This window comes from Auritidibacter sp. NML130574 (genome assembly GCF_003185725.2).
Classification (GTDB): domain Bacteria; phylum Actinomycetota; class Actinomycetes; order Actinomycetales; family Micrococcaceae; genus Auritidibacter; species Auritidibacter ignavus.
This window is the reverse complement of record NZ_CP031746.1, coordinates 1,292,926-1,311,380: the sequence shown is the minus strand read 5'-3', so window position 1 is coordinate 1,311,380 and position 18,455 is coordinate 1,292,926. Positions and strand designations below refer to the sequence as shown.

Genomic DNA, 18,455 nt, shown 5'->3' with positions numbered 1-18,455 from the left:
CTAGTGCTCGGCCAACCACGCATCGATGGCGCGTGCTTGTGTGGCGATAACCTTTGACACCTGGGGCTCGAGCGTGGAAACCAGTGCGGACCCGATGAACGGGATATGGCACTGTAGATTTCCTTCAACCGCATAATCCGTGTCGCTGGTACTGGTTGCTGACAGGGTCTGGGTGACGGTGCTTTCAGCACGGGCGATGGGGATGAGAATCCTCAGCAATGCTGTCCGCGAGTCGTTTTCAGCTGGTCTAGACCAGACCACTTCCTGCCGAATTTCCACACCGTCTGTGACCAAGCTTCGCAGCGCATGCGGGACCTTATGCTGGATGGCCTCGCCGGAGAGATGAGGAATCATCGTCACCTTCACCGGCCCGTCACATCGCCGTCAGCCACCTGAAACTCGGTGAGGGTCGCCCCGATCTGCTCGGTGGCGTGTCGATGAAAATCGTGTGAGGTCAGCGCCTGAAAGACGTGTGCTACGGGGTGATGCACGGTGATGTTTTCCGCAAAAGCCATGATCGGTGCTGGTCCTCTCCGCAGGAGACTTTTGGTTCACTCACGGCGTGAGGAAAGGTGAACCGGGTAGTCTAAATCTGGGCGCCACAATGATGGCGCTGAACCCATTTAACCACGCTGAAGGAAGACCATCCCGTGTCCGAGCATTCACCCTTAGCACCGCTGTTGCCCGCGCTGTCTGAAGATCGCGGATTAGCCACAGCGTTATCGAGCTTGGCCGCCCACGACGAGCCCACCCCAGACCTGGGACTCCACCTGCCTGACGGGGCCCGACCTGCGGCCACCGCGTTGATTTCAGGCGCCGTGAGTGACCTCGCGACTCAACGCAACGGCGACACCCCAGTGCACCCGGTGGTGCTGGTGATGACCGCTACCCACCGTGAGGCCGAGGAACTACGCTCAGCCGTGACCTCGTGGATGGATGCTGACACTGTCGGGTTGTTTCCCTCCTGGGAGACGTTGCCTCATGAGCGACTCTCGCCACGTTCGGATACGGTCGGTGAACGGCTGGCGATCTTGCGCCGCCTGGCTCACCCACAGGATGCCGGGCAGGCCCCGCTGAAAGTGCTCTTCGCCCCGATCCGTTCGATCCTGCAACCGGTGGTCAAAGGACTCGGCGACTTAACGCCGGTGGTGATCAACACCGGTGAATTCTACGAGTTTGAGTCCGTGGTCGCTGCGTTGGCTCATGCCGCCTACTCTCGGGTGGATATGGTTACCAAGCGCGGTGAATTTGCGGTACGTGGTGGGATCATTGACGTCTTCCCACCCACCGAAGACCACCCACAACGCATCGAGTTCTTCGGCGATGAAGTCGAGGAAATCCGCTGGTTCTCGGTGGCAGACCAGCGCTCCTTGGAAGACACCAGTAATGACGGCTCGGCCACCCCCACCAGTGTGTATGCGCCACCGTGCCGAGAACTGTTGCTCACCGACGCCGTGCGCGAAAAAGCCCGTGCGCTACAAGCCTCCATGCCGCAAGCCGTCGATATGCTGGAACGCATCTCGCAAGGCCAGGCCACCGAGGGCATGGAATCGCTGGCGCCGTTGGTGACCGAGATGGTTGACTTCCTAGACCTGTTGCCGGCTGGATCGTTGAGCCTGCTGATTGAACCGGAGAAAATTCGAGCCCGGGCCGAGGACCTGTTGGCCACCAACGAAGAATTCCTGCAGGCAGCCTGGGCGGCTGCTGCCGACGGGGTGGCAGCACCGCTGGATACCTCTCAAACCGAACAGTCTCAGTTTGGGGGATTCGCCACGCTAGCGGAGACCCGGGCCAAGGCGCTGGAGAATCATCAGGGCTGGTGGCAATTCGCTGTGTTGGGTGCTGACCCCGATTTAATCGCTGATGAGCAGAGCTACCGGACCGGGTTCCGGCCCTCTGCAGAATTCTCCGGAGACGTGGAGGCCATGCTAGAGCATATGCGCACCCGGATATCTCAGGACTTCACTGTCGCGGTGGCCACCGACAGCTCCGGTTCGGCTCGGCGCGTGGCCGAGTTGCTTGTCCAAGCCGGTATGAGCGCCTCGGTGGTCGAGGAAGTGGCCGCAGAATTGCCCGGCCAAGTTCAGATCACGCCAGCAGCTATTAACGCCGGTTTCGTGGCGGAAGCAGAAAAAATCGCGGTGGTATCTGAACGTGACTTATTTGGACGTCGTGCGATTGCCGGATCCGAACGCGGCAAACGTCGTTCTCTCGCCCGGAAAAAGCGCAACGCGGTCGATCCTCTCGAACTGCGCGAAGGCGACTACGTTGTTCACGCTCAGCACGGCATTGCCAAATTCATTGAACTACAACGTCGCAAAGTCTCCACGGCACCATCTGGAGTTGCCGCCCAAGATGGTTATCGGGAATACCTGGTGTTGGAATACGCTCCCTCCAAACGCGGTGCTCCCGGAGATCGGCTGTTTGTGCCCACCGACCAGCTGGACCAAGTCTCGCAGTACGTGGGAGGAGAGACTCCCAGCTTGTCGAAAATGGGCGGCTCTGACTGGGCTCAGACGAAGTCCAAAGCCCGGCGGGCGACCCGCGAAATCGCCAATGAGCTGATCCGGCTCTACTCGGCACGCATGGCCTCTCGAGGGTACTCGTTCTCGGCCGATACGCCGTGGCAGAGAGAACTCGAAGAATCCTTCCCCTTTATCGAAACGCCCGACCAGCTGACTGCAATCGATGAAGTCAAGCACGATATGCAGTCGCAGGTTCCGATGGACCGGCTGATTTCCGGGGATGTAGGCTTCGGCAAAACCGAGGTCGCCGTTCGCGCAGCGTTCAAGGCGGTTCAAGACGGCAAACAGGTGGCGGTGCTGGTGCCCACCACGCTGTTGGCTCGCCAACACCATGAAACCTTTACCGAGCGTTTCGCCGGCTTTCCCATCACCGTCCGGCCTCTTTCACGTTTTCAAACCGGCAAACAGGCTAGAGACACCATCAACGGTGTCGCCGACGGGAGCGTCGATGTGGTGATCGGTACTCACCGGCTGTTGGCCGACCAGGTGCAGTTCAAAGATCTCGGCCTGGTGATTGTCGATGAGGAACAGCGCTTCGGCGTGGAACACAAGGAACAGCTGAAGAAACTTCGCACCAATGTCGATGTGTTGGCCATGTCGGCGACCCCGATCCCGCGCACCCTGGAGATGTCGATGACCGGGATTCGGGAAACTTCGACGCTGGCCACCGCCCCGGAGGAACGCCACCCGGTGCTGACCACGGTCGGTCCCTATACCGACCAACAGGTGATTGCCGCGATACGGCGGGAGATGATGCGCGAAGGGCAGGTTTTCTATGTCCACAACCGGGTCACCTCGATCAATAAGGTAGCCGCCCACATTCAGCAGCTGGTGCCCGAAGCGCGCGTCGCGGTGGCTCACGGCAAAATGGCTGAGTCCACCTTGGAAGAGATCATGGTTAAATTCTGGGAGAAAGAGTTCGACGTGCTGGTCTCGACCACCATCATTGAAACCGGGCTCGACATTGCCAACGCCAACACGTTGATCATTGAAGATGCCCACCGCTACGGGCTCTCCCAGCTGCACCAGTTGCGCGGACGCGTGGGACGTGGTCGAGAGCGGGCCTACGCTTATTTCCTCTACGATCCACATAAACCACTGACCGAGACTGCCCTGGAACGACTGCGGGCGGTGGCCACCCATAACGAGTTGGGATCGGGTCTGAAGCTGGCCCAGAAAGACCTGGAAATTCGTGGGGCCGGCAACCTGTTGGGTGGGGAACAGTCCGGCCACATCGCCGGGGTGGGATTCGACCTCTATATCCGCATGGTCGGGGAAGCTGTGGCCGATTTCAAGGGCGAAGACGATCCTTCGCCGGTGGAGGTCAAGGTCGAGCTACCGGTCAACGCGCACCTGCCGCATGATTATGTCCCCGGCGAACGGCTACGTTTGGAGGCGTATCGAAACCTGGCCCAGGCCCACGATGACCAGGCTATCGAGGCGGTGATCGACGAACTCAAGGACCGCTACGGGGACCTACCAGAACCGGCTGAGAACTTGGTCGCGGTGGCTCGATTGCGCAATGTCGCGCGTGGACACGGGATCTCCGAGATCATGTCGATGGGCAGGAACATCAAGTTCGGGCCTGTGGAAGAGCTCCCCGAGTCACGTGTGATGCGCCTGAACAGGATGTATCCAGGTTCGAGTCTCAAACCGGCTTTGAAAGCCGTAATGGTGCCCCGGCCCAAGGACGCTCAGACGGTGGTCGGTAAGGACCTCACCGACCAACCACTGTTGCAGTGGGCCAGTGAGCTGGTGCGCAATATCTTCCCTCAGGTGGCCAAGAACTCACCGGAAGAAGGTGGATCATCGCAGGAGTCCGGTGTGACTGAGGGTAATTAGTGTTGGCACTCGCCACGCTGGAGGATGCGACGCCAGAAAGGTTTCATCGGAACCCCAGCTAAGGGGCGGGACAGTGGTGAATAGATGATCAGCAAGCCGAGTGCCCAGCTGGTAAGTACGGTGAGGATAAAGCGCTGATGCAGGTTATCGACACCCAGCCGGGCGAACTCCATGATCAGCCAGCCATGGGCCAGCACCACCACGGTCCCGGTTCGGACTAGTTGCTGTATCACCGGGCGGGCGGGTTGGACCAGAGCGTTGACCCAGGTGCCGAAGATCATCACCATGCCACAGACCATCAGCACCCCGACCACCGGGGTCACCAGGAACAGACCGAATCCAGCGAATTTGATGTTGTGCGGTGGCACACCCATCAGCACCGCGGCCATGCCGATCAGCACGAGGCCAAGACCGAGGAAACCCAGCGTGGTGGAGTCGAAGGGCGTGGTCGTTGATTTGGCTTTGATCCCCGGAAAATCGCTGAGTCGCGGCAGGATGTGATAGCGGAAGGCTTCACCGCACAGGATGTAGAACATACACGGTATAGCGAGTCCGATGCCCAAGGGCAAGATCACGCCCAACTGGTAGTCCTCGGGCAAGACCGCAGCGGCGACAAAGCCCAGGATGGCCACCGTCCAGGCCACCCAGGCGGGGAATCGTTCGAGGAACCGACGGATAAGTACGGCAAAAAAGAGCACCGAGATAAACCAGAAGGCCCACCACGGCGGGTCTTGCTGCGACCCGCCGTACCAGCCGTAGAAGAGTGCTTCGAGGAATTCTTCCCAGGTGTCGTTGAACAGCCATGCCACGACCGACATCAGCACCGCCCAGATCAAATAGGGCACGCCCAGAGTGAGCCACCGGTTTTTCAGTTCGGTGGTGAAGGGCCGGCCGGGGGTGAAGAAGAAACCGGACAGGAAGAAGAACAGCGGCATCCGCCAGATTTCCAGATAACTTTTGAAGGTGAAAGCATCCCCGTAGATGTGTCCGACGACCACCGCGACGATCGAGACGATTCTTAACAGGTCGATCCCCACATTGCGACCGATGGTCCCGGTGAGATGGCGCCGAGTGGCGACGTCACCGGCGGGGTAGGTGGGAGTGGCCATGGTGCGCTGAAGGGGCTTCTCTTCTCGGTCGTGGAACAGCTGTTGGCTGATCGGCTGGCTGGTGTCCGTCCCAGTCTAGCTAACCGAAGACCTCGGTGACGAGGTCTTCGGTGTGCGCATTCCGGTCAACAGACGGGCCCACCGGTAGCGGGGTGCCAGGCGGCACAGCAGAGTTCCGACAGCGAAACAGATCACCACAGTCAGCAGGAAACGCAGGTGGAGGTTGCCCAGGTCCCAGCGGTCTAGTTGCAACAGCACGATCCCGTGCAGGAGCACGACAACGGTTCCGGCACGGGCGAGCTGATATACCCAGTGGCGCATGGGCGGTATAGCTCGGATGAGACGGTCTCCCCAGGTGGCGCTGAGCAAGATGAAACCGGCAGAGATGGTGATCCCGGTAAGCGGGGTGACCAGAAACAAACCGAAGTCTGAGGACTGGATGGAATGGGTGGGGACCCCTAGGGCGGTGGCGATGAAGCCGGCGACGACCAGGCCCGACCCGATCAGCGCATAGGGCGTACTTGGGCGCTCAGTGCCGATGGTTGCTTGCAAGCGGGTGTGCACCAGCATGTGCAAGGCACGTCCGCAGAGGATGTAGAACAAGACCGGCAAACACAATCCCACCGAGAATGGGGTACGCGCTAGGAGCTCGTCGTCGAGAATGTCAGACAGCACGAGTCCGCTCAGTGCCACGGCCCAGGGAACCCAGGCTGGGAGATGTTGCAGGCACCGGTAGAGCAGCACGGTGGCGGTCAACACCGACAGAAACCAGAATGCCATCCAGATAATGGTCTGGTCGACTCCGCCATACCAGCCCATGATGAGTAGCTCCGTGAGATGTTTGGGGTCGTGATACCACCAGATCACGGTCACCACCGAGCAGATGACTGACCACCAAAAATAGGGGACGAGAAGAGTGGTGAATCGTGTATTTGTTTCCGCGCGCAGTGACTTTCCCGGGGTCAAGAAATATCCGGAGAGCACGAAGAACAGCGGCATGCGCCACATCGACAAAAACTCGCGGTGCTCTATGGTAGCACCATAGGTGTGGCCGAAGATTACCGCGATCAGGCACAGCACTCTCAGAGCATCGACGCCGACGATCCGCGGTCGCTTCACGGTCGCGGTGTTGGTGTTCGGGGGTGCTGTTGTCATCATGGTGGGGGTCAGACGGCGGTGGGTAAACAATAGCCCGGGCCGTTATGGGCCCGGGCATGCAGTCATTGAAAACGAAGGTCGCCACCGTCGGAACGGTGCGCGGGGTTAGTACTGCTCGGGGTCGTGACGAAGGTTCTTGGGATCGTGAATGTGATCGTGATCAACCGTATCGGAGCGACCCACAATGGCCTTGGGGATCAGGAAGGTGATCACCATCAGCACCAGCGCGGTGATGCCCGGGAGCCACACAGCGTTGACGTAGTCGGTGCTGTGCTCCCAGAAACTCAGGGCGAACATGGTTCCCAGCAGGAGTACGAACACCACGACGAACAGGATAATATTGCCGGTGCCGAATCCGCGACCAGAGTGGTCGGTTGGTTTGCCGTTACGAATCACGGGTCTACCTCATCTTTCACAGCTACAGAAGCCTCTGTAGCCAAGCGCGGGTGCGAGTCGAAAATGCCTAGTTACGTTCTAGGATAGCAAGAGTTGCGGAACAGCCCAGCCGGTTGGCCCCTGCATGAAGCATCTGCAGGGCGGATTGCCGGGTTTTAATGCCACCGGAGGCCTTCACCCCCAGCCGGTCGGAGACTGCCTGCCGCATCACGGTGACAGCTTGGCGGGTGGCGGGACCGTAGCCGAATCCGGTGGAGGTTTTCACAAAATCGGCGTGGGCTTCCTCGGCGGCCTGGCAGGCCCGGGTGAGCAGGTTGGTGGAGAGGTTGCCGTCGGGGCCGGTCAGCGCCCCGATTTCGACAATGACTTTCACCAGCGCAGAATCGTTGATGGACTTGGTGGCCTCGACCACCTGGGCAATATCGGCGATGACGGTGTGATCGTCCCCGGCATGCAACGCGCCCAGATTGATGACCATATCGATCTCTGTGGCCCCGGCAGCGACAGCTTGTTGAGCTTCGGTGGCTTTCGCCCAGGTCGTGGTGGCGCCCAAGGGAAACCCGACCACGCTACACACCGCGACCGGTGAGTCCTCGAGCTGGGTCACCGCGGTCGGGACCCAGAATGGATTCACGCACACCGAGGCGGTGCGGTGGGCGGTAGCCTGGTCACACAGGGCGGCAATGTGTTCGGCGGTGGCGGTGGCCGTCAACAACGTATGATCGATCAACCCCGCCAACTCGGCGGTGGAGAGGGTGTCAATCTGTTCGGTGGTCAGGGCGGCGGTGGGGGATTCAACAACAGTCATAGTTTGGGTGCTTACCGTTCGGGGTTCACGGGTTGGGTCAAAAACGTTTCGGCATCCGCTTCAAGCCGTGCTAACAGGTCCGCAAGCCGTGAGGCGGCAGCGGTCTTGTCGGGGGTCTCGGTGGCCCGTTGTGGTGGCAGGTGAACTTCCAGATAGCACTTCAGCTTCGGTTCGGTCCCGGAGGGACGGACCTGGACCGACAGGTGTGCAGCCGGAACCTCGGGGTGGGCGGGGTCGGCTTCGGCGCTGAGGGACACCAACTCGGTGGGGTGTAATCCTTGGGCGGAGGCGGTGGCCGGGTCGGCGTAGTCAACCAGCGTGGTGGGGCCGATACCGGCTAAGGAGGCTGGTGGGTGCTGGCGCAGGTGCGCCATGATCTGAGGGATCACGCTGAGATCATCCAGCCGCAACGACAGCTGGCTACTGAGCCCGGACCCCACGAGGGCCTGCAACTGCTCACGATACTCCCACAGGCTCGATCCTTGGGATTTCAGTGCCGCGGCTAGTTCGCAGATTAACAGCCCGGCGCTGAGTCCGTCTTTATCGCGGACCACCTCGGGCGCAACACAGTAGCCCAGGGCTTCTTCGAAACCGAAGCTCAGATCGGGCACGCGCGAGATCCATTTGAAACCGGTCAGTGTTGGAATGCATTCAGCCCCCGGGTAGTGGTCGGCCAGCCGGGCTAACGCGGGGCTGGAGACCACCGAGCGGGCCAGCACCGGCGGGTTGGTGGTTGTCGCGTGGGAGCCTGAGCGAGCTAAGAACAACGACCCGAGGATTAAACCGAGATCATTGCCGGAGAGTCGTTGCCAAGTGCCGTTCGGGGAACTGGGGCTCGGGATGGCAACGGCCAGTCGGTCCGCGTCGGGATCGTGGGCGATGATCAGATCGGTCGCGGGTTCCCGATTGGCGGTGCTCAGCGCCAGATCCAGGGCACCGTGTTCTTCCGGATTGGGGAAGACCACCGTGGGGAAGTCGGGGTCGGGATCGATCTGTTCGGCTACTGGCCGGAGTGGCCCGTACCCGAAACGGCGCATCATCTCCGGGAACACCACCCCGCCCACCCCGTGCATCGGCGTATACACCACCCGCAGTGACGCCCGAGCCCCGATGGCTTGGTCTGCGGTGAATTCCGTGAGTGGAGACCGCGGTTGCAACGAGTCGGCGAGCGCGAGCCGGTAGCGTTGGGCCACCTCGTCGACGTCCAGAGACTCCACGCCATCGGCTTGCATGACCGGGATCTGGTCGGCAGTGTGCCAGTGGTTGATGCGCTCGGCGATCTCGGTATCGATTGGGGCAATGATCTGGGCTCCGGTGCCCCATTGGTCACTGAGCCGTCCGCCGAGGTAGACCTTATAGCCGTTATCGGTGGCCGGGTTGTGGCTGGCGGTGACCATAATGCCCACATCGGCGGCGAGCTCCCGGACGGCGAAGGCGAGCAGCGGGGTGGGACACCACGTTCTGAAAAGGTAGGTTTGGCACCCAGCGGCTTGGAACACGGCTGCAGAATCTTCGGCAAAGCTCAACGAGCCGTAGCGGGCGTCGAAACCGATCACCACCCGCGGCGGGCGAGAGTCCTCGGTCAGCCGGGATTGTGCCCAATCGCTGATGCCGGCTGCGCTACGCCGGACGACGACACGGTTCATACGGTTCAGGCCCGGACCTTCGGCAGCCCGCAGACCAGCGGTGCCGAAACGAAGGGGCCCGGCAAAACGGTCGGCCAGGGTGGCATAGTCGTGGCGGTTGAGTTCTTCGTGCAGGATCTCGTGGTGTCGCGGGTCGGGGTCGATCTGGCACCAATCCTCGACCAGGCGAACGAGTTGGTCGGGGTCAACGGGGTTATGTGTGGTCATAGCTTGTCGATGATCGAGGCGAGTAAGTGGGAAATGCGTGTCTGGGCGGCACGGCCGGCCTCGATCACTTCGTGATGGGAGAGCGGGTGCTGGCTGATGCCGGCAGCCTGGTTGGTTACCAATGACATCCCGAAGACTTCAAGCCCGGCATGCCGGGCTGCAATGGCGTCTAATGCAGTCGACATACCCACCAGGTCTCCACCGAGGAGCTTGGCCATGCGTACCTCGGCGGGAGTTTCGTACTGCGGGCCGGGGAACTGGACATAAACTCCCTGTGGCAAGGAGGGATCCACGCTGCGGGCGATCTCACGGATGCGAGGCGAGTACAGATCGGTGAGATCAACGAACTCCGGGCCCAGGAGGGGAGTAGCGCCGGTGAGGTTTAGATGGTCGCTGATCAGCACCGGTTCTCCGGGCGGTAACGCCTCGTTGACGCTGCCAGATCCGTTGGTGAGCACCACCAGCTCAGCTCCGGTAGCGGCAGCGGTACGCACCGTGTGTGCTACCGCGTTCACATCGCGGTGTTCGTAGTAATGGGTGCGAGATCCGAACACCAGCACGTGGTCAGTGACCGTACCCTCGGCGGAGCTCCGGGCAATGGAAGACACGGTGGAGCCGTGTCCGGCCACAGACGCAGAAGTGAAACCCGGAATATCACCGGTGGGCAATTCGGTCTGACGGTCACCGAGCAGATCGGTCGCCCCGGACCAGCCAGAGCCCAGTACGACCGCGATGCGGTGCTGTGCTACTCCGGTCGTCTCGGCGATATAGCGCCCGGCTTGGCGGGCTAGCTCGAACCCCGGATGGTCCCCGGACAGCCCCATGGACTCCGCAATAGGCTCAGAAATGTCATTGTCAGTCACGTCTGTCATCCTAGCGAGAACGGCACCAGCCAGCCTAGCTGTGAGGTTCAGCTGTCATCTGCACTACATCTGTGAGCCTTGGCAAGGTTTGTACGACAGAATAGGACTTGTGTCTTCTTCAGCATTGATTCCTCACCCCTCATTGACCATTATCGGTGCCGGACCCGGAGGCTACGAAGCAGCGCTGGTGGCTGCTAACCAAGGATCCGAGGTCACCATTGTCGAACGTGACGGTATCGGCGGGTCAGCGGTGCTGACCGACGTGGTGCCGTCGAAGACGCTGATCGCGGCAGCCGACGGCCGTCGGCGCGTGATGAAATCGACCAGTCTGGGTATTGAGCTGGATTCGAACGCAGTGTTCTCCAACCTCAACGAGGTGGACCAGCGTATTATCCAGCTGGCCTCGGAACAGTCCGAAGATATCCGCCATAAGTTACAGAAGGCCGGCGTCAGGATTGTCATCGGTCAGGCTCGCTTCCGGGAGCCTCGCGTGCTGGAAGTGGAAACCATCTCGGGCAAAACCGAAACCATCACTTCCGATGCGGTGCTCATCGCCACCGGGGCCTCACCTCGAGAACTCCCAACCGCCCAGCCCGACGGGGAGCGCATTTTCAACTGGAAGCAACTCTACCGACTCCGTGAACTGCCCGAACACATGATTGTGGTCGGCTCGGGTGTCACCGGTGCGGAATTCGCCTCGGCTTATAACCTGCTGGGCGCGAAGGTATCGCTGGTATCCTCACGTGACCAGGTGTTGCCCAATGAAGACCCTGATGCGGCGCGAGTGCTGGAAAACGTCTTTATAGAAAACGGTGTCAACGTCGTATCCCGAACCCGCGCCAATGCCGTGACCCGCACCGAGCACGGGGTTGCGGTCGAGTTGTCCACCGGCGAGGTGCTGGAGGGCTCCCACTGTCTGTTGGCGGTTGGCGGGATCCCCAACACCCAGCACCTGGGACTGGACGAGGTCGGGGTGGCCACCACTGAATCTGGACACATTCGGGTTGATGCGGTCTCGCGCACCTCCGTGGAAGGCATCTACGCTGCCGGGGACTGCACCGGTCGGCTGGCGTTGGCCTCCGTGGCGGCGATGCAGGGCCGGATCGCGGTCAACCACCTTATCGGTGATGAGGTTAAGCCCTTCAACCCGTTCCGGGTCTCGTCTAATATTTTCACCTCTCCGGAGATTGCCACCGTCGGTGTGGCTGCCCAGCAGGCCGATCGTACCAAGTATCAGTATGACGAGGTGATCCTGGATCTGACCACGAACCCGCGGGCCAAGATGATGAACGTCGAGCACGGTTTCGTCAAACTCTTTGCGCGCAAAGGCTCCAATAGTGTGGTCGGTGGCATCGTGGTGGCTCCCCGTGCCTCGGAGCTGATCTACCCGATCTCGTTGGCGGTGGCCAAACGACTGCAGGTCGATGATCTGGCCAATACCTTTACCGTCTACCCCTCACTGTCGGGCTCCCTGGCCGAGGCTGCCCGACTGTTGCACGTGCGTAGCAGTGATTTGAACCCGGTCCCCGAAGACGTCTAAATACACCAGAATGCTCGCCCAAGGCCTTTAAAGAGATTCAGGGCTGTCAGGATCGCGATGAGTCCTGACAGCCCTGAACCGTATGTCGGGTTAGCCTCAGGTGCGCTGGACTTCGTCGACAGTGAAGTCATACAGCGAGCGGTACTTGGTTTCCGGGGCCACAACGAGGGCCACCAGTGAGATCGCTGAAGCGATCGAGAGATAATAGCCGACCCAGGCCACTGACATATTTTGCACCAGAGCGGTGGCAATAAAAGGGGTCAGGGCGGCGCCGAGGATCGAGGAGACGTTATAGGCAACGCCCGAACCGGTGTAGCGGGTTTCGGTGGGGAACAGTTCCGGAAGTACCGCCGACATGGGCCCAAAGGTCAAGCCCATCAGCATCATGCCGACGATTAAGAAGGCAGCCATCTGCCAGACCTTCAGCGATCCATCGTCGTGGAGCACTGAATGCGGTGACAGCCAGGGGCCAAAGGTCATCCCGAATAGCACCATCAGCACCGTGATGACGATCAGGGTGGGTCTGCGGCCGAATCTATCGGCGAGGTATCCCGCGACCGGAATGAACAGCGCGAAAAAGACAATGCCGATCAGTTGCAAGACCAAAAACTCCGAGTAGTTTTCGCCCAGACCCTGCCCCTGCTTGGGGCTCCCAATGGCATAAGAGAGGATCCAGGTGGTCATCAAATAGAACATCACGTAGGTGGCGTACATGATGAACGTTCCCAGAAGTAACTCCCACCAGTTGCGCTTGAAGACCTGACCCAGGGGAGCCTTGGCCCGTTTGTCCTGGGCAATGACGCGCTGGAAAACCGGGGTTTCTTCCAGGCTGACGCGGATCCACAAGCCGATGATGACCATCACGGCCGAGAGCAGGAAGGGAAGCCGCCAGACCCAGTCGATGAACACGTGATCGACACCGTGTTCCACCGAGTTGTAGCCGACCGCAACAGTCAGGACCAAGAAAAAGCCATTGGCCAGCAAGAACCCAATTGGAGCACCCAGTTGTGGCCACATGGCCGCCCCAGCACGCTTGCCCTTTTGGGCGGTTTCGGTCGCGAGCAAGGCGGCCCCGGACCATTCACCGCCCAGGCCGAGTCCCTGGCAGAAGCGCAGAATGGTCAGCATCGCCGGCGCCCAGATCCCAATCTGGTGGTATGTAGGCAACAGACCAATCAAGAACGTGGCAATGCCCATGGTGAGCAAGGCGCCGATCAACGTGGCTTTGCGTCCGATGCGGTCGCCCATGTGGCCGAAAATGATCGAACCGATCGGCCGGGCCACGAAAGCAGCACCAAAGGTCGCCATCGAGGCCAGTAGTGCGGCCGACTCGTCGCCTTCAGCGAAGAAGATGAGCGGGAACACCGACACCGCGGCGGTGGCATAGATATAGAAGTCGTAGAACTCAATGGAGGTACCCACCAGGGAGGCGATAATAATCCGCCAGCGCGGGACACCGAGTTCTGTAGCGGTGTGGTCATAAGAATCTGACGTGATTTCGTCAGTGACACCAGGCATAGGCTGTCCTGCCATGATGCTCCTCAACAGGTAGTCAGTGAATAAGCGAATTTGGAACTTTTTCAGGCTACTACCGCGCTGAAGTCAACGCTGCAGAAACAGCAAAAACCGAGGTGATCGTCTCACATTTTGAGATTCTGTGAGAGGGTCACCCCGGTTGAGGCTATAAAAGACGAGATGGTGGCGGGATTTTTAGGAATCGGAGATGGTGGCCAGAATGCCACCGGCGGCGATGGTTTCCCCCTGGGCTACTGTCAAGGAAGTCACGGTGCCGGACTTGTGGGCGGTGATGGGCTGTTCCATCTTCATCGCTTCCAGTACCACGATCAGATCTCCTTCAGAGACGTGCTCGCCTTCGGCGACGGCGATTTTGACCAGCGTGCCCTGCATCGGGGAGGTTAAGTCATCGCCAGAGGCTTTCTTCGGTCCGGTCGCTCCGGCGGCTTTACGCAAACTGCGACGAGGCTTGCCGGTCGCTCGACCGCCCGATTGTTGCACCGAGGGCAACCCCGGCATGGTTTCCGGTAGCGTGACTTCGACACGCTTGGTGTTGACCTCGATGGTGACGCTACGACGTTCGGTCGCCTCGGTCTCGAGAGCGGTGGGGCCATCGTAAGGGGTGATGGTGTTATTGAACTCGGTTTCGATCCAACGGGTGTGGACATCGAAGGACCGAGCGTCAGGCTCGTTGAGCTCCGGGGCGAAGGCCGGATCGCGGACGACGAAACGATGGAAGGGGAGTACCGTTGGCATTCCCACGATCTGCATCTCAGTCAGGGCGCGGTAGGAGCGTTCCAGGGCCTCACGACGCGTTGCGCCGGTGACGATGAGTTTGGCCACCATAGAATCGAACGCGCCCGAGATGGTCTCGCCTTCTTCCACCCCGGTGTCGATGCGCACTCCGGGGCCACCGGGCAGACGCAACCGGGTCAGGGTACCCGGTGCTGGCATAAAGTTTCGACCGGCGTCCTCGCCATTGATTCGGAACTCGAAGGAGTGGCCACGATTGGTCGGGTGCTGGTAACCAAGTTGCTCACCGCGGGCCACGCGGAATTGTTCGCGGACCAAATCCAGGCCCGTGACTTCTTCGGAGACACAGTGTTCGACCTGCAGTCGGGTATTGACCTCCAAAAACGAGATCGTGCCGTCTTGGCCAACCAAAAACTCACAGGTACCAGCGCCGACGTAGTTGGCTTCGTGCAATAGTGCGACCGAGGCATCGTAGAGACGCTGGTTCTGCTCATCGGTCAAAAACGGTGCGGGTGCTTCTTCCACCAGCTTCTGGTTCCGCCGTTGCAACGAGCAGTCGCGGGTTGAGACCACGGCAACATGGCCGAAGGAATCTGCGATGCACTGGGTCTCAACGTGGCGCGGTGCCTCCAAGAAGCGCTCCACAAAACACTCACCACGACCAAACGCGGCGGTGGCTTCCCGCACGGCCGATTCAAACAGCTCGGGAATATCTGCGCGCTCGCGGGCGACCTTAATGCCCCGACCACCTCCCCCGTAGGCGGCCTTGATGGCCAAGGGCAGGCCGTGCTCATCGGCGAAGGCGAGAACCTCGTCGGCGGATTCCACCGGATCTTGAGTTCCTGGGGCGAGTGGAGCTCCGACCTTCTGAGCGATCTGTCGTGCTGCGACCTTATCGCCCAGGGAGTCAATGGCTGAGGGAGAGGGGCCAATCCAGACAAGGCCGGCCTCTAAAACGGCGCGGGCAAAGTCAGCGTTTTCAGCCAAAAAGCCGTACCCGGGATGAACGGCATCGGCTCCGGACTCTTGGGCTACACGAATGATTTTGTCGATGCGCAGGTACGTCTCGGCAGCTGTGTCGCCCTCCAAAGAGTAGGCTTCATCGGCCATACGCACATGCATCGAGTCTCGATCCGGGCCTGCATAAACTGCGACCGCGTCGAGGCCTTCGTCGTGGGCTGCGCGGATCACGCGAACAGCGATTTCACCGCGATTGGCAATTAGGACCTTAGAAAACGGCTTGAGCAGCAGCTCGGTGCTAGCGCGTTGAGCGGTCATACAGGCACAGGCTCCTCAATAATGACGAAAACTTGGCGAGGGACGTCGGCAAACGGCCAGGAGAATATTCCACCACAGTCCCTTGAAGAATCCTAGGACCTCACGGTGGGCATTCTACAATTTGACGTGAAATTCTTGGCAGATTGGCAGAATCCCTTGGAGGAAGTCTACAAAAATGCTTCGAGTTCCTTCAGCGGTGTGATGTCAGTCCCACCAATCGGAGAGCCGGTATCCCCAGGCTTGAAGTGACTCGCGCACCACACGCAGGCTGAGCCCCAAGACGGTATTGGGATCACCCTGCACGGACTGGATCAGCGATGCGCCCCGGGCTTCGAGGGTAAATCCACCGGCACACCCTAGCGGTTCGCCGGTGGCCACGTAGTCGAGGATCGTTTGCTCGTCCACTGCTGCGAACTCCACCTCAGCAGAGTCGGTGACCACTTGTTGCTTGAGTGCACCGGGTTTTTCAGGGTGGAGGAGCCCCAGCCAGTGTCCGGTGTGCAGGGTACCGGACTGTCCTTGTTGGGCCCGCCAGCGCTCGATGGCGATCTCGGGTTCATGGGGTTTGCCGTAAACGCTGGAGTTGAATTCAAAGACTGAATCGGCCGCCAAAATCAGTGTTGGGGAGGTTATCTCCTGAGCTACCTCGGTAGCGACTGCCCTGCCCTTGGCCTGGGCAAGCAACTCGGGAATCTCAACCGGGGTGAGTTCGCGGTTTTGAGAGGCCACCAATGCCGGTTCATCGATATCGGACACACGTTGGGTGAAGGGAAGAGCGGCCCGAGCGAGTACTTGGGCTCGGGCTGAGGAGCCGGAGGCCAGAATAATCTCAGGGTGCTGAGATCGCGCCATTAGTCTTCCCCAGCGGAGATACGCCAGTGTGCCGTGACGTCACGGTTCCAGGTCGAGACCCGGCGACGGTGCGAAAAACGACGGGCACGGGCCTTTTCTCGGTCTTCGGCCGTTTCAGGCTGCGCCATGGCTACGATACCCACTACGGCCGTGGCTGCAGCGATGTCTTCGGCGGTGAGATTGCCACCACGCACGATCATCCCGGTGGGATCGTGGTGTTCCTCAACGCTCATCCAGGTTCCTCCCATATCTCGGCCGGTGTGGTCTTGGGTTTACAGTGGAATATTGCCGTGCTTGCGGTACGGGCGCGACTCACGCTTATTGACCGTGGCGCGAATGGCCTTGACAATTTCGGCGCGCGTTTCTGAAGGCGCGATCACGGCGTCAACGTAACCGGACTCTGCTGCCTGATAGGGGTTGAGCAACTCGGCCTCGTAGTCCTCAATCAATTCCTGGCGACGGGTCTCGACGTCTCCGCCCTCGTCAGCGACCTTGGCCAACTCGCGACGGTAGAGAATATTAACCGCACCCTGGGCACCCATAACACCGATCTGGGCGGTGGGCCAGGCCAGGTTGAGGTCTGCACCGAGCTTCTTCGAGCCCATCACAATATAAGCGCCCCCGTAAGCCTTCCGAGTGATCACGGTGATCTTCGGGACCGTAGCCTCGGCATAGGCATAAATCAGCTTCGCGCCACGCCGAATGATGCCGTTGAACTCCTGATCGGTGCCGGGCAAGAAACCGGGCACATCCACCAGGGTGACAATCGGAATGTTGAAAGCATCGCAAAAACGCACGAAGCGTGCCGCCTTCTCTGAAGCAGCGATATCCAGGGTGCCAGCAAATTGCATTGGTTGGTTGGCCACCACGCCCACCGAACGCCCATCCATCCGGCCGAACCCGACAATCACGGAGGGAGCATAAAGTTGCTGGACTTCTAAAAAGGCCCCGTCATCAACCAGCGTGGCCACCACGTCGAGCATATTGTAGGGCTGGTTCGCCGAGTCGGGCACGATAGTGTTCAGGGACAGGTCGGCTTCGGTGGTCGCCAGATCGGGGTCGACATCGAAGATCTGACCATCGGAGTAGTTGTGCGCTGGCAGGTAGTCCAGCAGTTCCCGCACCCAGTCGAAAGCATCGGCTTCATCCTCGGCCAGATAGGCCGCGGTCCCGGTTCGCTCATTGTGACTACGAGCGCCACCAAGAGTTTCCATATCAATGTCTTCACCGGTCACGGCCTTGATGACATCGGGACCGGTGATGAACATGTGCGAGGTCTGATCCACCATGACCACAAAATCGGTCAGGGCCGGGGAGTAGGCGGCACCGCCAGCAGCCGGTCCCATAATGATCGAGATCTGCGGAATCACCCCCGAAGCCAACACATTATTGCGGAAGATGTCTGCGAACATCGCGAGGGAGTCCACGCCTTCTTGAATGCGTGCTCCGCCCCCGTCGTTGATCCCGATGATAGGACACCCATTACGGGCAGCGAATTGCTGGACTTTGACGATCTTTTCCCCGTTGACCTTCGACAGGGACCCACCGAACACGGTGAAATCCTGAGCGTAAACGGCCACCAGACGTCCATCGATGGTCCCGTAGCCAGAAACCAGACCATCACCTTCGGGGTGTTTGGCGTCCATACCGAACGAGGTGGTGCGGTGCACGCGAAGCTGATCGAATTCGACAAATGAGCCGTCATCCACCAGCTCGTCGAGACGTTCACGAGCGGTGGCTTTACCGCGGGAGTGCTGACGGTCAATCGCGACTTGGCCGGAGGGCACCATCGCAGATTCACGCCGATGGAAGAAGTCTTCGAGTTTTCCCGCGGTGGTAGTCAGATCGGGAGTGGTCTGTCCCGCCTGGTCTGGCTCAGTGCTCAACAGCTTCCTCCAACATGGGTTAGGTGTGCTTTGTTGATCCCGCTGGTACTGCTGATTCTAGCGCGGAGAGCACAGCA

Annotated in this window: 15 protein-coding genes; 2 read left to right on the top strand and 13 right to left on the bottom strand. The window is 60.2% G+C overall.

Annotated features, from left to right (window positions below; all coding sequences use genetic code 11):
• Nucleotides 1-354 (bottom strand): DUF2505 domain-containing protein, encoded by a 354-nt coding sequence (locus DCC27_RS05955; RefSeq protein WP_110110371.1) that lies wholly within the window; start codon nt 352-354, stop codon nt 1-3.
• Between the two features lie 8 nt (nt 355-362).
• Nucleotides 363-515, bottom strand: coding sequence for a hypothetical protein (locus DCC27_RS12195; RefSeq protein WP_168186080.1), 153 nt, complete (start codon nt 513-515; stop codon nt 363-365).
• Between the two features lie 135 nt (nt 516-650).
• Between DCC27_RS12195 and mfd the strand changes: the two genes are divergently transcribed.
• Nucleotides 651-4,367: a transcription-repair coupling factor gene (gene mfd, locus DCC27_RS05950; RefSeq protein WP_246840150.1), complete on the top strand. Its 3,717-nt coding sequence runs from the start codon at nt 651-653 to the stop codon at nt 4,365-4,367.
• Here mfd and DCC27_RS05945 read toward each other — a convergent pair.
• From DCC27_RS05945 to DCC27_RS05920, 6 genes are all read right to left on the bottom strand, one after another.
• Complete coding sequence (locus DCC27_RS05945) at nt 4,364-5,476, bottom strand: acyltransferase (protein ID WP_110110370.1); 1,113 nt, start codon at nt 5,474-5,476, stop codon at nt 4,364-4,366. The two genes, mfd and DCC27_RS05945, sit on opposite strands and share 4 nt — an antisense overlap.
• Nucleotides 5,477-5,551: 75 nt before the next feature.
• The gene (locus tag DCC27_RS05940; protein WP_148707512.1) at nt 5,552-6,634 is read right to left on the bottom strand and encodes an acyltransferase family protein; all 1,083 of its coding nucleotides are present in this window, start codon (nt 6,632-6,634) and stop codon (nt 5,552-5,554) included.
• Nucleotides 6,635-6,739: 105 nt separating this feature from the next.
• Entirely contained in the window at nt 6,740-7,030 is a 291-nt protein-coding gene (locus DCC27_RS05935; protein WP_110110368.1) for a hypothetical protein, read from the bottom strand.
• 67 nt (nt 7,031-7,097) lie between these two features.
• Complete coding sequence (gene deoC / locus DCC27_RS05930; protein WP_110110367.1) at nt 7,098-7,838, bottom strand: deoxyribose-phosphate aldolase; 741 nt, start codon at nt 7,836-7,838, stop codon at nt 7,098-7,100.
• A gap of 11 nt (nt 7,839-7,849) precedes the next feature.
• Nucleotides 7,850-9,691, bottom strand: a complete 1,842-nt coding sequence (locus DCC27_RS05925; RefSeq protein WP_110110366.1) for a phospho-sugar mutase — start codon at nt 9,689-9,691, stop codon at nt 7,850-7,852.
• Nucleotides 9,688-10,563: a purine-nucleoside phosphorylase gene (locus DCC27_RS05920; protein ID WP_110110365.1), complete on the bottom strand. Its 876-nt coding sequence runs from the start codon at nt 10,561-10,563 to the stop codon at nt 9,688-9,690. Before DCC27_RS05920 ends, DCC27_RS05925 begins: the two co-directional genes overlap by 4 nt.
• Before the next feature lie 91 nt (nt 10,564-10,654).
• On the opposite strand from DCC27_RS05920, the gene DCC27_RS05915 reads away from it, so the two are divergent.
• Complete coding sequence (locus tag DCC27_RS05915; protein WP_122548877.1) at nt 10,655-12,094, top strand: NAD(P)H-quinone dehydrogenase; 1,440 nt, start codon at nt 10,655-10,657, stop codon at nt 12,092-12,094.
• A gap of 96 nt (nt 12,095-12,190) precedes the next feature.
• Here DCC27_RS05915 and DCC27_RS05910 read toward each other — a convergent pair whose 3' ends face one another.
• The 5 genes from DCC27_RS05910 to DCC27_RS05890 all read right to left on the bottom strand — a co-directional run bounded on the left by DCC27_RS05910 (nt 12,191) and on the right by DCC27_RS05890 (nt 18,378).
• Complete coding sequence (locus tag DCC27_RS05910) at nt 12,191-13,612, bottom strand: MFS transporter (RefSeq protein WP_110101111.1); 1,422 nt, start codon at nt 13,610-13,612, stop codon at nt 12,191-12,193.
• Nucleotides 13,613-13,804: 192 nt separating this feature from the next.
• Nucleotides 13,805-15,640 carry a biotin carboxylase N-terminal domain-containing protein gene (locus DCC27_RS05905; protein WP_110110364.1) on the bottom strand — a complete coding sequence of 612 codons (1,836 nt, stop codon included), beginning with the start codon at nt 15,638-15,640 and terminating at the stop codon, nt 13,805-13,807.
• A 204-nt stretch (nt 15,641-15,844) separates the two neighbouring features.
• A complete protein-coding gene (locus tag DCC27_RS05900) occupies nt 15,845-16,492 on the bottom strand; it encodes a nucleoside triphosphate pyrophosphatase (protein ID WP_110101109.1) in 648 nt (215 codons plus the stop codon).
• Entirely contained in the window at nt 16,492-16,725 is a 234-nt protein-coding gene (locus DCC27_RS05895) for an acyl-CoA carboxylase epsilon subunit (RefSeq protein WP_158278482.1), read from the bottom strand. The genes DCC27_RS05900 and DCC27_RS05895 overlap by 1 nt, the downstream gene beginning before the upstream one ends.
• 39 nt (nt 16,726-16,764) lie before the next feature.
• A complete protein-coding gene (locus tag DCC27_RS05890) occupies nt 16,765-18,378 on the bottom strand; it encodes an acyl-CoA carboxylase subunit beta (protein WP_233242904.1) in 1,614 nt (537 codons plus the stop codon).
• Nucleotides 18,379-18,455 lie beyond the last annotated feature (77 nt).

Coding starts and splice junctions, on each gene's coding strand:
- DCC27_RS05955 (WP_110110371.1), bottom strand. CDS start 354: ATGATTCCTCATCTCTCCGGCGAGGCCATCCAGCATAAGGTCCCGCAT.
- DCC27_RS12195 (WP_168186080.1), bottom strand. CDS start 515: ATGGCTTTTGCGGAAAACATCACCGTGCATCACCCCGTAGCACACGTC.
- DCC27_RS05945 (WP_110110370.1), bottom strand. CDS start 5,476: ATGGCCACTCCCACCTACCCCGCCGGTGACGTCGCCACTCGGCGCCAT.
- DCC27_RS05940 (WP_148707512.1), bottom strand. CDS start 6,634: ATGATGACAACAGCACCCCCGAACACCAACACCGCGACCGTGAAGCGA.
- deoC (WP_110110367.1), bottom strand. CDS start 7,838: ATGACTGTTGTTGAATCCCCCACCGCCGCCCTGACCACCGAACAGATT.
- DCC27_RS05925 (WP_110110366.1), bottom strand. CDS start 9,691: ATGACCACACATAACCCCGTTGACCCCGACCAACTCGTTCGCCTGGTC.
- DCC27_RS05920 (WP_110110365.1), bottom strand. CDS start 10,563: ATGACAGACGTGACTGACAATGACATTTCTGAGCCTATTGCGGAGTCC.
- DCC27_RS05910 (WP_110101111.1), bottom strand. CDS start 13,612: ATGCCTGGTGTCACTGACGAAATCACGTCAGATTCTTATGACCACACC.
- DCC27_RS05905 (WP_110110364.1), bottom strand. CDS start 15,640: ATGACCGCTCAACGCGCTAGCACCGAGCTGCTGCTCAAGCCGTTTTCT.
- DCC27_RS05900 (WP_110101109.1), bottom strand. CDS start 16,492: ATGGCGCGATCTCAGCACCCTGAGATTATTCTGGCCTCCGGCTCCTCA.
- DCC27_RS05895 (WP_158278482.1), bottom strand. CDS start 16,725: ATGAGCGTTGAGGAACACCACGATCCCACCGGGATGATCGTGCGTGGT.